This window comes from Marinococcus halophilus (assembly GCF_900166605.1).
GTDB classification, from domain to species: Bacteria; Bacillota; Bacilli; order Bacillales; family Marinococcaceae; genus Marinococcus; species Marinococcus halophilus.
The window spans coordinates 1,855,641-1,869,739 of the sequence record NZ_FVZD01000006.1 but is presented as its reverse complement, the minus strand read 5'-3'; the positions used below and the strand labels follow the sequence as shown (position 1 = coordinate 1,869,739).

General features: G+C 44.4%; 13 protein-coding genes. 8 read left to right on the top strand and 5 right to left on the bottom strand.

What is annotated here, in order from left to right; genetic code table 11:
• The first annotated feature begins 300 nt into the window (after window positions 1–300).
• The 5 genes from B5066_RS15525 to B5066_RS15505 all read left to right on the top strand — a co-directional run bounded on the left by B5066_RS15525 (window position 301) and on the right by B5066_RS15505 (window position 7,021).
• Window positions 301–2,154 (top strand): assimilatory sulfite reductase (NADPH) flavoprotein subunit, encoded by a 1,854-nt coding sequence (locus tag B5066_RS15525; RefSeq protein ID WP_079476805.1) that lies wholly within the window; start codon window positions 301–303, stop codon window positions 2,152–2,154.
• 27 nt (window positions 2,155–2,181) lie between these two features.
• Complete coding sequence (gene cysI / locus B5066_RS15520) at window positions 2,182–3,900, top strand: assimilatory sulfite reductase (NADPH) hemoprotein subunit (RefSeq protein ID WP_079476804.1); 1,719 nt, start codon at window positions 2,182–2,184, stop codon at window positions 3,898–3,900.
• Between the two features lie 170 nt (window positions 3,901–4,070).
• Window positions 4,071–4,523 (top strand): GNAT family N-acetyltransferase, encoded by a 453-nt coding sequence (locus tag B5066_RS15515; RefSeq protein WP_079476803.1) that lies wholly within the window; start codon window positions 4,071–4,073, stop codon window positions 4,521–4,523.
• 127 nt (window positions 4,524–4,650) lie between these two features.
• Window positions 4,651–5,958 (top strand): Na+/H+ antiporter family protein, encoded by a 1,308-nt coding sequence (locus B5066_RS15510; RefSeq protein WP_079476802.1) that lies wholly within the window; start codon window positions 4,651–4,653, stop codon window positions 5,956–5,958.
• 361 nt (window positions 5,959–6,319) lie between these two features.
• Window positions 6,320–7,021 carry a Na-translocating system protein MpsC family protein gene (locus tag B5066_RS15505; protein WP_079476801.1) on the top strand — a complete coding sequence of 234 codons (702 nt, stop codon included), beginning with the start codon at window positions 6,320–6,322 and terminating at the stop codon, window positions 7,019–7,021.
• A gap of 35 nt (window positions 7,022–7,056) precedes the next feature.
• Here B5066_RS15505 and B5066_RS15500 read toward each other — a convergent pair whose 3' ends face one another.
• Window positions 7,057–7,908, bottom strand: coding sequence for a glycosyltransferase family 8 protein (locus B5066_RS15500; RefSeq protein WP_079476800.1), 852 nt, complete (start codon window positions 7,906–7,908; stop codon window positions 7,057–7,059).
• Window positions 7,909–8,293: 385 nt separating this feature from the next.
• Here B5066_RS15500 and cynS point away from each other — a divergent pair, with 385 nt between their 5' ends.
• On the top strand, window positions 8,294–8,740 hold the full coding sequence (gene cynS / locus B5066_RS15495) for a cyanase (protein ID WP_079476799.1): 447 nt from the start codon (window positions 8,294–8,296) through the stop codon (window positions 8,738–8,740).
• An 86-nt stretch (window positions 8,741–8,826) separates the two neighbouring features.
• On the opposite strand, the gene B5066_RS15490 is transcribed toward cynS, so the two are convergent.
• From B5066_RS15490 to B5066_RS15480, 3 genes are all read right to left on the bottom strand, one after another.
• A complete protein-coding gene (locus tag B5066_RS15490) occupies window positions 8,827–9,534 on the bottom strand; it encodes a 3D domain-containing protein (RefSeq protein WP_079476798.1) in 708 nt (235 codons plus the stop codon).
• 535 nt (window positions 9,535–10,069) lie between these two features.
• Entirely contained in the window at window positions 10,070–10,432 is a 363-nt protein-coding gene (locus tag B5066_RS15485; RefSeq protein WP_079476797.1) for a DUF2513 domain-containing protein, read from the bottom strand.
• 628 nt (window positions 10,433–11,060) lie between these two features.
• On the bottom strand, window positions 11,061–11,393 hold the full coding sequence (locus B5066_RS15480; RefSeq protein ID WP_079476796.1) for a hypothetical protein: 333 nt from the start codon (window positions 11,391–11,393) through the stop codon (window positions 11,061–11,063).
• A 155-nt stretch (window positions 11,394–11,548) separates the two neighbouring features.
• On the opposite strand from B5066_RS15480, the gene B5066_RS15475 reads away from it, so the two are divergent.
• A complete protein-coding gene (locus tag B5066_RS15475) occupies window positions 11,549–12,022 on the top strand; it encodes a metal-dependent hydrolase (protein ID WP_079476795.1) in 474 nt (157 codons plus the stop codon).
• Between the two features lie 93 nt (window positions 12,023–12,115).
• Entirely contained in the window at window positions 12,116–13,228 is a 1,113-nt protein-coding gene (locus B5066_RS15470) for a CapA family protein (protein WP_079476794.1), read from the top strand.
• A gap of 109 nt (window positions 13,229–13,337) precedes the next feature.
• On the opposite strand, the gene B5066_RS15465 is transcribed toward B5066_RS15470, so the two are convergent.
• Window positions 13,338–13,979 (bottom strand): MBL fold metallo-hydrolase, encoded by a 642-nt coding sequence (locus B5066_RS15465; RefSeq protein WP_079476793.1) that lies wholly within the window; start codon window positions 13,977–13,979, stop codon window positions 13,338–13,340.
• Window positions 13,980–14,099 lie beyond the last annotated feature (120 nt).

The window sequence follows — 14,099 nt, the reverse complement described above, 5'->3', positions numbered from 1 at the left end:
CCTTCTTTCTGAAAAGTAATTTTATTATATGGTAAAACTGCGCAATAATCTACCATTTTTTTCAAGTAAATAATTTTTTAAAGCGAACGTAACGGACTTAGGGGTATGATAGAATATAAAAGACTGCTCATTATTCCCTTAAGGATTTAAAACCGACTTGACACATAAGAATTATACGGATAAAATTGAGCGTAATAAAATGACCAGTTTATACACATGGATAAAATAAAGACAGAGAAAAAATTATTTTGTCCTTAGAATGATAAGATTGCAGTTAAATTTATTTGTGAGGTGGAGAGAGTGCAATTGCAGGTTACCAATAGTCCTTTTAGCCAGGAGCAGGTAGATTTACTGAACCAGCTCCTGCCAACATTAACAGAAAATCAGAAAATTTGGTTAAGTGGGTATTTAGCTTCCCAGGCGAGCGCGGGAGCAGCACCGGCAACAGCTGAAGCACCTGCTGTCCAAGAAACACCGGCACAGCAGGCCGAACAGGCCGAAACGGCTTCCAAAGAAGTAACTATTCTATTTGGCTCTCAGACTGGAAACGGCCAAATGATAGCCGAAGACAGCTCGAGAAGGCTGAAGGACCATGGATATAATGTAACCGTAAGTTCGATGGACGATTTTAAGACAAAAAATATGAAAAAGATTGAAAACCTTTTGGTTATTGTAAGTACACACGGAGAAGGCGATCCACCGGATAACGCTCTTTCCTTTTATGAGTTCCTGCACGGACGTAAAGCTCCGAAACTTGAAGATGCACGCTTTTCTGTGCTTGCACTCGGTGATACTTCTTATGAACATTTCTGCCAGACAGGTAAAGATCTGGATCAGCGGATCGAAAACCTTGGAGGTACTCGTCTGTATCCGAGAGTAGATTGTGATGTTGATTTTGACGACGATGCTGAAGAATGGATCCAGGGGGTTCTATCAAGCCTGAATGAGCTTCAGGAAGAAACAGCACAGGCAGCAGCGGCCCCTGCAGGAGCAGCCGCACCAACTGCTCCGACTGCAGAGCAGCCGGCATATTCAAGGACAAATCCGTTTCGGGCCGAAATTTTGGAGAACATTAATTTAAACGGCAGAGGATCCGCAAAGGAAACCCGCCACGTAGAGCTATCGCTTGAAGGCTCAGGTTTAACCTTTGAACCAGGGGACAGCCTCGGCATGTTCCCGGAAAACGATCCGCTTCTGGTGGACCAGCTAATCCGTGAAATGGACTGGAACCCGGAAGAAACGGTAGTATTGAACAAGCAGGGAGATATTCGTTCGCTTCGGGAAGCACTCCTCTCTCATTTTGAAATTACAGTATTAACGAAACCACTGCTCGAAAAAATGAGCAAACTGACAAATAACGAAAAGCTTCAGGAACTCCTGGAAACAGGACAGGCTGATGAGCTGCGCACGTACCTTGAAGGACGCGACCTGTTAGATTTATTAAAGGATTATGGACCGTGGCAGGGGGGAGCTGCCGACGTGGTGGGTAATCTGAGGAAAATACCGCCTCGCCTGTACTCCATTGCAAGCAGCCCATCTGCCAATCCGGATGAAGTGCATTTAACGGTAGGCGCAGTTCGTTACGATGCCCACGGGAGGCCACGCACTGGCGTTTGTTCTGGACAGTGTGCAGAACGCACAGAGCCGGGGGATACGCTCCCTATTTACATTCAGCACAACCCGAATTTCAAGCTTCCGGAGAACCCGTCTGCCCCTGTGATCATGGTAGGGCCCGGAACTGGAATCGCGCCATTCCGTTCATTTGTTGAAGAGCGGGAGGAAGTGGAAGCGGACGGAAAATCCTGGCTGTTTTTCGGAGACCAGCATTTCCGGACCGATTTTCTCTATCAGACAGAATGGCAACAGTGGCTTGAAGACGGTTCCTTATCCAAAATGGATGTAGCCTTCTCGAGAGACAATGAAGAAAAAGTATACGTTCAGCACCGGATTCTTGAAAACAGTGGAGAGGTGTACCAGTGGCTGCAGGATGGCGCGTTCCTATACATCTGCGGTGATGAAAAGCGGATGGCCCATGACGTACATGAAGCTCTCGTGACCGTGCTTGAAAATGAAGGAAATATGACCCATGAAGAAGCTGAAGCGTACATGCTCGATCTTCAGCAGCAAAAACGCTACCAGCGTGACGTATATTAATAACTACCGGGGAGGAATTAAACGCATATGTCAGAATACACTAGCTTAAAAAACATTCAAGATGCCCCGTTAGATGGCATGGAGCACTTGAAAAAAGACAGTAACTTCTTACGCGGTACGCTTGTTAAAACAATGGCAAATCCTATCACTGCAAGCATTCCTGAAGCAGATGGAAAGCTGATGAAGTTTCACGGAAGCTATATGCAGGATGACCGGGACCTGCGCAACGAGCGCCGCCAGCAAAAGCTTGAACCCGCATACCAGTTTATGCTCCGCGTACGTTTGCCGGCAGGCGTCATTACACCGGAACAGTGGCTCACAATGGACGAAGTGTCGCATAAATACGGCAACGGCACTCTCCGGCTCACTACCCGGCAGACGTTTCAAATGCACGGGATTCTCAAATGGAATATGAAAAAGAATCTGCAGGAAATTAATGCAGCCATGATGGATTCGATCGCCGCCTGTGGAGACGTTAACAGAAACGTTATGTGTAACGTGAACCCGCATCAATCCGATGTGCATGAAGAAGTATATGAATATTCCAAACAGATCAGCGACCATTTGCTGCCGCGCACCACGGCCTATCATGAAATTTGGCTTGATGAAGAAAAAGTGGCGGACAGTAAAGAAGTAGTTGAACCCATCTACGGCGAAACGTATCTGCCGAGAAAATTCAAGATCGGCGTAGCAGTGCCCCCCTCCAATGATATTGATGTTTTCTCCCAGGACATCGGATACATTGCCATTGTGGAAAATGGGGAGTTGCAGGGCTTTAACGTCTCCGTTGGCGGCGGCATGGGGATGACGCATGGTGAGCCGGATACGTACCCGCAGCTTGGGCGTGTGATCGGCTTTGTGCCAAAAGAAGAAGTGGTGAATGCTTCCGAGAAGCTGCTGACGGTCCAGCGCGACTACGGCAACCGTTCCAACCGGAAAAATGCCCGGTTCAAATATACGATTGACCGTTACGGGGTTGAATGGCTGAAAAGCGAATTGAACGAGCGTCTCGGCTATGAAGTAGAGGCCGCCCGTCCATATGAGTTCGAAAGCAACGGGGACGAGTATGGATGGGTTAAAGGCAATGACGGTAAATGGCATTTTACCCTGTTTATCGAAAATGGGAGAATCAAGGATCAGGAGAACTATCAATTAATGACCGGCCTTCGTGAAATAGCCAAAATTCACACCGGTGATTTTCGAATGACACCGAACCAGAATGTGGTTATTTCTGATATTACGAGCCATAAAAAACGGCAGATCAATAAATTGATTGAGGATTATGGCCTTACAGATGGAAAACACTATTCTGCTCTCCGCCGGAATTCTATGGCCTGTGTGGCTTTCCCGACCTGTGGACTCGCGATGGCAGAAGCCGAGCGTTACCTTCCGTCCTTGGTCGATAAACTTGAAGTGATGCTTGAGGAGCAGGGCCTGCGGGATGAAGATATTATAATCCGCATGACGGGCTGTCCAAATGGCTGTGCCCGTTCTGCGCTTGGGGAAATCGGCTTTATCGGAAAAGCTCCCGGTAAATATAACATGTATTTAGGAGCAAGCTTTAACGGAGACCGCCTTAGCAAGCTTTATCGGGAAAATATCGGGGAAGAAGAGATACTAAGCGAGCTTGAACCAATGTTTGCCCGTTTTGCCAAAGAGAGGTATGAAGGAGAGCATTTTGGGGATTTCGTTATCCGCGCAAATTATATTGAAGCAACTACTGACGGCACAAATTTTCATGACTGATAAAAACGGGGGCAGCTTACGCTGCTCCTGTTTTTTATGAAATTAAAAAGATATTTTCCGGCAGCAGCTTTTAGTTTCAGGGTTGTATCCTGTTTCTATGTGCCATAAGATGAACTATAGTGCGATGAGGCAATTATGAGCAAGGTAATAGAACTATGCAGGAGGCAGTCATGAGTATAAGAATCCGAACCGTAGAAGCAGAAGATATTCCGGAACTTGCAGAAGTAATGCAGACATACATTGTAGACCACTATGATCACCCCGATCCCGGCATCGGCAAATTAAAAACGTTAATTAAAAAACTTTTGGCCCAGCCAGAAACAGGCATTCAATTTATTGTGGAGCATTACGGTGACCTGATCGGCTTTGCTACTTTATACCAGACATTCAGCACCCTTAAGGTTAAAAAAACAGCTATCTTAAACGATCTGTATATCACTCCGGAGTTTCAGGGGCATCATTACGGGAAAGAGCTTCTCGAATTTGTGCTTTCTTATGTACAGTCGGAGGATTTTGCCGGAATGGTGCTTGAAACAGACCGGATGAATCACAAAGCACGAAGGCTTTACGAGTCGCTCGGCGGGGCAAAAAGTGCCTGGACTCATTACGAGTGGGAGTTTTAAGTGGCGAACAATGTTTTACTCTGATAAAGTTTGAGCAGGCTAAAGGATTTATGCTAAAATCTTCTTTGTGCGTTTAACACACATTCATATACATAAACGATCAAAGAAGAGAAACGAGGGAAACAAAGTGGAGTACGCAGTTATTGTTTCAGTGCTGGTATTAATTGTACTGAGTCTCTTCCGGCTGAATGTCATTCTTGCACTAATGGGGGCAGCAGTCACCGCAGGACTGATCGCCGGACTTTCATTTACCGATTCCGTCGAAATGCTCGTATCAGGCATGGGCGGCCGGGCGGATACCGCTCTCAGCTATATCCTGCTCGGTGTTTTTGCTGTCATGATTGGTTATTCGGGTATTACAGGTTTTTTAGTTACGCATTTAGTGAAGCTGTTAAAGAATAAACGGGCGGCTTTACTGCTGACTATTGCAGGGGTGGCCTGCCTGTCGCAGAATGTTATCCCAGTACATATTGCCTTTATACCAATACTCATCCCGCCGCTTTTGTATTTGTTTGACCATATGAAAATCAACCGGCGGGCGGTGGCGGTCAGCTTGACTTTCGGCTTAAAGGCGCCGTATATGCTGATTCCTGCAGGATATGGTTTAATATTTCATCAAATTATACAGGAGAGCATGAACGAAAACGGCATGAATATTGCTTTCGGACAGATTTGGCAGGCGATGCTTATTCCAGTAGTGGGCATGGTGGCCGGTCTGCTGGTGGCTGTATTCATTACGTATCGCAGGGAAAAAGAAACCGGGGCAGGAAACGTAGACGTTACAGAAGCGGAAAATGGCTTGAAAAACACAAATAAATTCCGGTTGTCACATCTATTGACGTTAATTGCGATCGTCTGTGCGCTCGTGGTTCAGGTATGGACAGAATCTTTAGTAATTGGTGCGTTGACAGGTATTGCAGCCATGTTCATTTTCCGGGTGGTGCCAATTATAGAGGCCGACCAGACAGTGAATGACGGTGTACGCATGATGGGGATGATCGCCTTTGTTATGCTGCTTGCCTCCGGATATGCTACCGTGCTCCAGGACACAGGAGCAGTGGAGGAATTAGTGGCAGTTACTTCTGACATACTTGGAGGAAGCCAGCTGCTCGGGGCAGTAGTAATGCTTTTAACAGGGCTATTGATTACCATGGGCATCGGCTCTTCGTTTGGAACGATTCCTATCCTTGCAGCGTTGTTTGTGCCACTGAGTGCCTCACTCGGCTTTTCACCGCTTGCTACAGCAGCTTTAATCGGCACTGCTGGAGCAATTGGAGACGCGGGCTCCCCGGCTTCTGACAGCACACTCGGCCCAACAGCGGGGCTGAATGCTGATGGCCGTCATGATCATATTTGGGACACATGTGTACCCACATTTCTACACTTTAATATCCCCTTGTTTATCTGTGGCCTGGCAGCGGCGTTTATTTTATAGCATCCATCCAGTAAATCCATTCATTGCAAAATTGATTCAAAACAGGTAAAGTGAAATGTGAATAAAAAATGAATGTTTTATACAGACGATAGAAATTTTTAGACAATAGGGCTGAAAATAAGTCGTTATAGTGACGGAAGATAAGGTTCATGGACCCTTTTTCGGAGGACTCCACGTACAACCAAATAACATAGTGATTGATGCAGGATCGTTAGACATTTGAGCTAAACGGTAAGCTACAAAGGATATTTTTCCTCTGTGGCTTTTTTTATGCTTTTATAAGGCTTCGCGCGTTTCTTTAGGTTGCTGTATATAAGCTTGTACAACAAGATAAGGTTTGAAAGAAAAGGAGAAGAGTGTCATGTCAGAAGTAAAGGAAGTGCAATCAGCAATAGCTGGATATATCGGAAAGGTATTGCGGGAGAGTTTTGGAAAAGGCCCAATCTCTGTACATACGACATGGGCACCGCCGTATTTTTGTGTCCATATTCGTGATTTTCTGGTACCGATGGAACAAATTTTGATTCAAAAAAATGAGGGCAGAAAAGTGGAAGAGCTTAGGGAGATGCTGATGGGTGTCCTGTATGCCGATATTAAAGCAGAGCTTGAAGCAGTGACTGGAGAGGAAATACTCGACATTTACACGAACTGGAACCTGCACCATCGCTCCGGGGTCATTTTTGGTACAATCGATACGCCTTTGGAGCAGGAATCCGGCACAGCGTATAAATGGCAGGAAGAGGTAAACAGCGTAGTGAAAAAAGCGGGAGAAAATAAAGAAGGGCTCTCAGCTGTAGTAGATACAAAGCCTTTAAACCACCGCGTAGTACTGATTGAACGAACCAGTGTATTGACCCCGGTAGAGCGCCAGCTTATTGAGGAAGGCCATGCCGGGGAAATTGAAGCCGCGAAAACGACACTTGTGAAAAGCATTATTGAAGAAACAAATTTACTGGCTCTGATGCCCCGGGAAGTGATTGATCCGTTTATTATCTGGGACTTAGACAAAGATATTAATTATTTAATATTTATCTGCAGCAGCAAGGAGTCTGAAGCAAAATAAAGCCGCACATTTATAGATGAAGTGCGGCAGGAATATTATAGGGAAGTTGGTTTTACTACAATTTCTTCTTTTTGGGCGGCGTATTTATGATACAGAGATTTTAAAGGATGCCTGGTGTTTGGCTGCCACGGTTTTTCCGGGCCGGTATAATGGACAACGGCCGGGTTTCCGGCAGCGCTGGTTACCTTTTTTCCCTGCCTGGTATCGGGCACAGCCTTCAGGAACATATCGGTCATCGTATTCCATTTCGGGTGGAGCTCGAACCAATGGTTATAAAGCACAGCATTCAGACCGTCCTGGTCGTGGTAAAGCATCCGGCTTTCATGCTTCTGGATAAACTGAACGACCTGATCGGTCACCTGGTGTTTTTTCCAATTCGGAACCTGAATCATCATCACTCCGGAATTAAAATACTTAGCTTCGGGGGGCATAAATAGGTCATCATTACGGTAAAAACCGCCGAAGTTTTCTACTGCGGCAATAACCTGGCGCCGCAAGGGAACCTTCCAGAGTACTGTAATATCCTCTTGAATGATGGTATCGCAGTCGATATACAATACTTTATTTACGTCGGTAAACAAGTATGGAATGGATAACCGGTAATAGGCAGCGTTAGTAATGTGATAAGAATATTTATGGTTTGCCTGAAAAAGGTTTTTATACTTGTTTGTGTCGATCGCATGGAAGACGACACGGGATTTAAAATGAGCTCCGAGTTGTTCGAGCATTTGCTTTTGGTAGCTGCTCCAGCCAGTTTCGATAACGTGAAATTCGATACTTTCCGGCTTCGCTGTGTTCGTAAGCAAGGAAGTCAGGGAAACAGCTGTATGCTCCGCATAATTTGCGTCAGCAACCGTTGTAACAATATAGGGAGAAGAATAAGACATTGCAAGCACTCCTTCATGGGGTAATAGTAATAATCTGGTTTAGTCACAGAAGCACCCGATGCATGCCTGGAACTAAAAAGAATCAGCGCTCGGGCTTTTTCTTTTCAGCTTATGATTAGCTCCCAATGGTCTAACTCATTGCTGCTGAAGCCTAGTAGAGTCACTTTTAAAAACAGCATAAAAATATGCAGGTAACTATACATATATCCCTGACGCATCTTTTTGAAACAATAAAACGGGGTATTGAGGAAAAATGAACTGTTAGAACTAGATTTAACGCTTGCTGCTTCTAATTTATATTAAAAAAGATGACGGTATTCATATATTCAGGTAATGGCTGCATGTTAAGGTGAAATAGAACAAAACAAGGAAGGAGATAAAATAAATGGATATGAGTGAAGTCACCGCCAAGCTGATAGAAGCAAAAAATCGAAAAAGAGCTACTTATCAGGATCTAGCGGAAGCTGTGGGTCGCAATAAAACATGGGTGGCTGCTGTTATTCAGGGCCAGGCATCGATGGATGAAAAAGAAGCAGAAGCGCTCTTGAACTACCTTGAAATTCCTTATGAGGAAATCAAGCATGAACTGGTGACGCCACCGTACAAAGGCTCATTAAGCGAAGACGTTCCAACAGATCCGCTTATTTATCGATTCCATGAAATTACTCAGGTATACGGCACCACATTAAAGGAAATTATTCATGAAGAATTCGGTGATGGCATTATGAGCGCCATCGATTTTAAAATGGACGTAGAGCGTGAGGAGGCTCCAGGTGGAGACCGGGTAGTAGTCACGTTGAACGGTAAATTTCTCCCGTACACAAAATGGTAAACGACTAAAGCCATCATAAAAGAGACGCCTTTCCAATCAAAATGGAAAGGCGTCTTTTCATTTCACTATAAAAGCCAATAAGTAGATTAGTCTACTACGGTTACTTCAACGCTTCGGCGCCCAAAAGAGTATGCTTCAGATTTGCTTGGAACGTGAACATCAATGCGATTTCCGTTAATGGCTCCGCCAGTATCCGCTGCCGTATAAGTACCCATGCCTTCGATTTGTACTTCAGAGCCGAGTGGAATAACATCAGGGTCTACAGCTATTACTTTTGCATAACGGTTGGTATTTAAGTTAACCCCTGTAGCAGTGATGCCGCTGCAGCCTGCGCAGTCAGCTGTATAAGCAGTAGCTTCAACTGTCATGGACTCTCCGCCGGAAGTGTCTTTAGAGCTGCTGCTTTCAGAAGTGGAGGCAGATTCTACTGCTTCCTTGCCGCTGCCGTCCGCTTCAGAGCTTTCTACAGCCTCATTTTCACTGGAACTGCTGGAGCTTTCCCCATAAAGTGCTGCTTTTGTATTTGGCCCGATGATACCATCGACCGTAAGACCTTCGTCAGCCTGAAAATCACGAACAGCAGCTGCAGTGATTGAACCGAAAATTCCGTCCACTTCGTAATCGTAGTACCCTTTATCGTCGAGTACAGACTGGGCTTCGGATACGGAATCATTGGAATCGCCCTGAACAAGCAGACTGTCTGATGCGTCACTTACCGCTGGTGCTGCAAAAGCTAAAGCTGTACCAAGAACTGCGCCGCCGATCCAATGTGAAGCTTTCGTAGTTTTCATCATAATTAAAAAATTCCTCCTCAGAGAGTATAAAAATTTTTATTTGTAAGTATTTAATGTTAATGAATGTGAGCAAATAAGTTTTGAGATACGTATGGTGAATTAGCCTGTCGCATGTTTGTAAATTTAACTTGAAGCAGAAAAACTTTCAAGTTAAATAGGACGAATGTAATGCAAACGTAACAAGGTTAAGCATTCTGAAATATATGAAAAATTATGTGTAATATTAAAAAACCCTTATTAATAAAGAGATAAAAAGTATTTTCCTAAGTCATATTTCCAATAACGCGAACGTAATGTTACAAATTAAAATAGCGAAAAAAACAGTATGATTTTAATTGAGCAAGAAGAATGTACCAATTTTTCAGTGGGTAATAGAATTAAAAAATTGTGGAAGGTAAATCAGCAAAGAAAGGGAGGTGAAAGCATTTGCCAGGGCATACAAATGAAAAAAGCCCTCTGATAAACCAGGGGGCTTAAAGAGAGCTATGTGAGAAAACCTGAAACATAAGAAATTAGTTGTGATTAATTCTGCCTGTCAATCATTGCTTAAATGCTGGTAGAGCGTAGTTTTAAGTAGGTCAGTCAAAACGGTCAGAGGGATATTGGACATTGACCAGCCCTTTTCCATGGCTTTTTCCTGAGTTCTGTTCCAAATATCCTCATCCTCGGCCACATCAATGAAATCATGGCCGGCAAAAGTGATTTTAATATTGTGATAGCTTGTTACCTGCTTGCTTAACGTTTTGTGGCGGGTAGCCTCAATCAGGCCTCCTTCGGTGAGCAAATACATGTAATAATCGGTTTCTTCGTTTTTGGATGTCAGGCTGAAGCCGGGTTTTTGCTCCTTCAAGTCAATCAACAGCTTCCTGATTGCTTCCATATCTCTTTCCATCACCATTTTATCTTCCACCTTTTTTATACTTACTGAAATTATAATATTGGGACCGGGATAAATGCCAGAAAAGATTTATGCATTCGAACGCAGCGAAGAGATAAATCATTACTCTTCGTGGGTGTGATAAAAAAAGAAGCCGGGGCGCCGGCTTCTTTTCCGAATACTTAATTCCAGACGTCTTCGGCAAGAGAAACGACGTGGCGTACTTTCGCCCATTGCTCTTCTTCTGTAAAAATATTACCTTCTTCGGCAGAAGCAAAACCTCACTGCGGGCTTAAACCGGGTTGTTCAAGCGACGTATATTTTTCAGCTTCCTGCAGTAACGGCCCATAATGCTTCGGCGCTTAATTCACCATCTGAATACCGTTACCGGGCTTTTTAAGTCGCTCCGGACGAAGGAAACTCCCAGCATGTTCCGCTCGAAACGGTGCTTGCGTTAAACTACCCACTCCTCTGTAATATGTAGAAATTTAAAATTCGACAGGAAAAACAAAAAGGCCCCGCTTTTTCTGTCTACTCACCTATTAATAGTATATGGAAGCAGGTAACGGTTTGTCTATACAAACCATTGGCCGTATGCTGTGCTTAGGCAAGAATAAAAGACGGATTTGGTTTTTTTATATAGTCTCCATTAACGGCGCCGCTGAAAAATAACGACTGCTTCGCCAGACTCATTTGTATGAGAAACAGTACTATAAGCGGAAAACAAACGATAAAGGCCGTTAAATCCTTTTAATTTAATGACAAAAGCTATATCTTTTAAGGACATTTTTTCCCCGGTAAGAGCAAAAATAGCTTTTTTCGGGCGAAAGCTGTTGTCCATTTTATCAGCTGAGTGCTTATCGATGTGCTGAAAAACCAGAATGGTTTTCAACTGGCTGGCAAAGTCTCCTTCAGCCTTCATTGCCTCAACTTTTTTCTTTCTCGCCCGGTTGAGTGCAGAAGGTTTTTCCACGGGAATCATTATAAATCACTCCTGAAAATAAATTGTGTGCTTTTCTTTTCATACCCTGACAGCTGTATAATCCAACATGGTTAATTAGAGCACCCCGGATAAAGTTTATGAAAATAAAAAACCGTGAATAAAACAATCATCTCCAGCAGAAAGAAGGACCGCCTGTGATTGAAATTTTAATTGAACATGTACCAAGCACACTGCTTCACCTGCTGACTGGTGCAGCGATAATGTATATATTTTACGGAAGCCCGTGGTTAACCAGTTCAGATCGCCTGAAAATCATGGCATTCGGGGCGATAGTACTAGTGCCTGATATTCCAAAATTATTTGGCAACTATATCTTTCATACGCTTTTAACAATGCCGTTTATTGCTGCGGCGCTCGCTGCAGTTGTTCGCCCTGCCTTGGGTGGAGGATTTCCTAAAGCCTGGGCAGCTGCGTTTGTTACGCTGGGGGCGGGCTCTATGCTGATTGACTTTCTTGGAAATGGCACCCAGCTTTTATACCCTGTGGCCACGAAAAACTTTTCCTATCCGTTGCTTACACAGGAATGGTGGGTGATTGTACCGCTATTATGTATTTTGGGAATACTAATTATCCGTGGAAGAAAAAACGTTTCTCCCCGGCAGCCATGAAAAGCTATGAAACCCCTTCAATTTCTATGAAGATATTAGTAAACTTATAGTATATTTCGACTAGTAATTCTATTTGAATGAAAAGAGGGACTCATGCGAAAATTTTATGCAGGCATAACTGTTGGTTTTATTGTTCTGAGCGGCTGCAGCACCGGAGAAGAATCAGCGCATGAAAACGAAAATTCAGAGACACAAAAAGAGACTGAAAGACAGGAGCAAACACAGGAAGATGAGAGCGTCACGGTTGGAGCAGCTGGGGATGTGCTGCTGCATGGACGCGTATATAAAAGGATGGAAGAAGACGGAGAGTATGACTTCACGCCGGCGTTGAAGGCAGTTACGCCCATGCTTAAGGAACCGGATTATATGATTGTGAACCAGGAATCGATCCCTGGCGGGGAAGAGCTCGGCTTGTCAGCTTATCCTTCTTTTAACAGCCCGTACGCGATTGTAGATGATCTTCAGGATGCCGGAGTGGACATGCTTTCCGGGGCCAATAACCATACACTCGACCGCGGAATGGAAGCTGTAAATAACGCGATTAATCATTATGAGCAGATTGGCATGGACTACGTAGGGGTGTATAAAGACGAAGAGGATGCAGAACGCAAGCGTATCGTAAACGTGAAAGACGTTGATATTGGTTTTCTATCTTATACGTATGGGTTGAACGGCATTTCGATTCCGGAGGAGCACGATTATGTCGTTCAGAAAATTGATAAGGAACAAATACAGGAAGACGTTGAAGCGATGAGAGATGAATCGGATGTTGTGGTAGTGAATATGCACTGGGGAAGTGAATACGAAAGACTCCCCAATGAAGAACAGAAAGAACTGGCTCAGTTTCTTGCAGATCTGGAAGTGGACGTAGTTCTTGGCCACCATCCTCACGTGCTTCAGCCGATGGAATGGGTGGAGGGCGAAGAAGGCAATGAGACGCTGGTTTATTATTCGCTTGGTAATTTTTATTCCGGGCAGGATATGGACTATACCGATACAGGCGGCATTGCAACATTCGATATAGAAAAAGACGGGGAAAAAATAAACATAACGAACCCAAACGTTGACTTTACTCAGGTAGTTCCGGGCCCTGAAGACCAATATACGGTAAAACCGATGGCTGAAGCAGAGCACCCGGCTGAAGGCGGAGAAACGGAACAAGAGCTGCATGAACACGTATATCAATGGATTGAAGAAGCAGAGTAACGGGCATCTTAGTATTCAGATGAAAACAGGTAGCCGGGCTCAAGATAATTTCAAACACTGTAATATATTATAAAAGGACCTCTGTTTAAAAACAGGGGTCCTTATCACATTATGCACCAAACCCATTAATAAACGGATTGGAATTCATTTCGGTTTCGATATCTGTAAAGGGGCCATGGCCGCAGGCTACAACCGTATTTTCAGGAAGGTCAAGCAGCTGCTCGTGTATGGAGGCTAACAGTGTATCCATATCGCCGCCGTAGAGATCGGTCCGGCCAACCCCGCCTGAAAACAACACGTCACCAGAAAATACTGTGTTAGTTTCTTTATGCCAATAGGAAACACTTCCCGGGGAATGCCCCGGTGTGTGAAGCCATTGAAATTCAAAACCGCCAAATTGAAGCCTTCCTTCTGACTGCAGCAAGTGATCGGCAGGCTTCGTGGTAAATGCAGCCTCTGGCATCATACGGCCCGAACCGTTTTTCTGAGGGTCTTCAAGCCAGTCACTTTCCTGTTCGTGAAGATAAACCGGGATATTGTATGCTTCCCGAGCAGTATCAAGCGCCCCAATATGATCAAAATGGGCGTGTGTTAACAGAATTGCTACGGGGTGAAGCTCGTTTTCCTGGAGAAAGGTGAGCAATTTATCGGCATCACCGGCCGGGTCAATAATAACAGCGTTTTTATCATTATCGTACAGAACATAGCAGTTTGTCTGCAGTGGTCCAAGCGGTAGCTGTTTCCAGTTCATAGTTTCCCTCCAATTAGTATACTGTCTTTAGTATAAACAATATTTTTCCCGGAAGAAATAACCGATCTGCACATACATACGAATAATTAATATGGTTTTATTGAAAATGTTCGGTTTCAT

Bases quoted from the DNA above. Each gene is read 5' to 3' on its own strand.
- cynS (WP_079476799.1), top strand. From the start codon at position 8,294: ATGGATATGAGTGAAGTCACCGCCAAGCTGATAGAAGCAAAAAATCGA.
- B5066_RS15500 (WP_079476800.1), bottom strand. From the start codon at position 7,908: ATGTCTTATTCTTCTCCCTATATTGTTACAACGGTTGCTGACGCAAAT.
- B5066_RS15515 (WP_079476803.1), top strand. From the start codon at position 4,071: ATGAGTATAAGAATCCGAACCGTAGAAGCAGAAGATATTCCGGAACTT.
- B5066_RS15485 (WP_079476797.1), bottom strand. From the start codon at position 10,432: ATGGTGATGGAAAGAGATATGGAAGCAATCAGGAAGCTGTTGATTGAC.
- B5066_RS15490 (WP_079476798.1), bottom strand. From the start codon at position 9,534: ATGATGAAAACTACGAAAGCTTCACATTGGATCGGCGGCGCAGTTCTT.
- B5066_RS15465 (WP_079476793.1), bottom strand. From the start codon at position 13,979: ATGAACTGGAAACAGCTACCGCTTGGACCACTGCAGACAAACTGCTAT.
- cysI (WP_079476804.1), top strand. From the start codon at position 2,182: ATGTCAGAATACACTAGCTTAAAAAACATTCAAGATGCCCCGTTAGAT.
- B5066_RS15505 (WP_079476801.1), top strand. From the start codon at position 6,320: ATGTCAGAAGTAAAGGAAGTGCAATCAGCAATAGCTGGATATATCGGA.
- B5066_RS15480 (WP_079476796.1), bottom strand. From the start codon at position 11,393: ATGATTCCCGTGGAAAAACCTTCTGCACTCAACCGGGCGAGAAAGAAA.
- B5066_RS15470 (WP_079476794.1), top strand. From the start codon at position 12,116: ATGCGAAAATTTTATGCAGGCATAACTGTTGGTTTTATTGTTCTGAGC.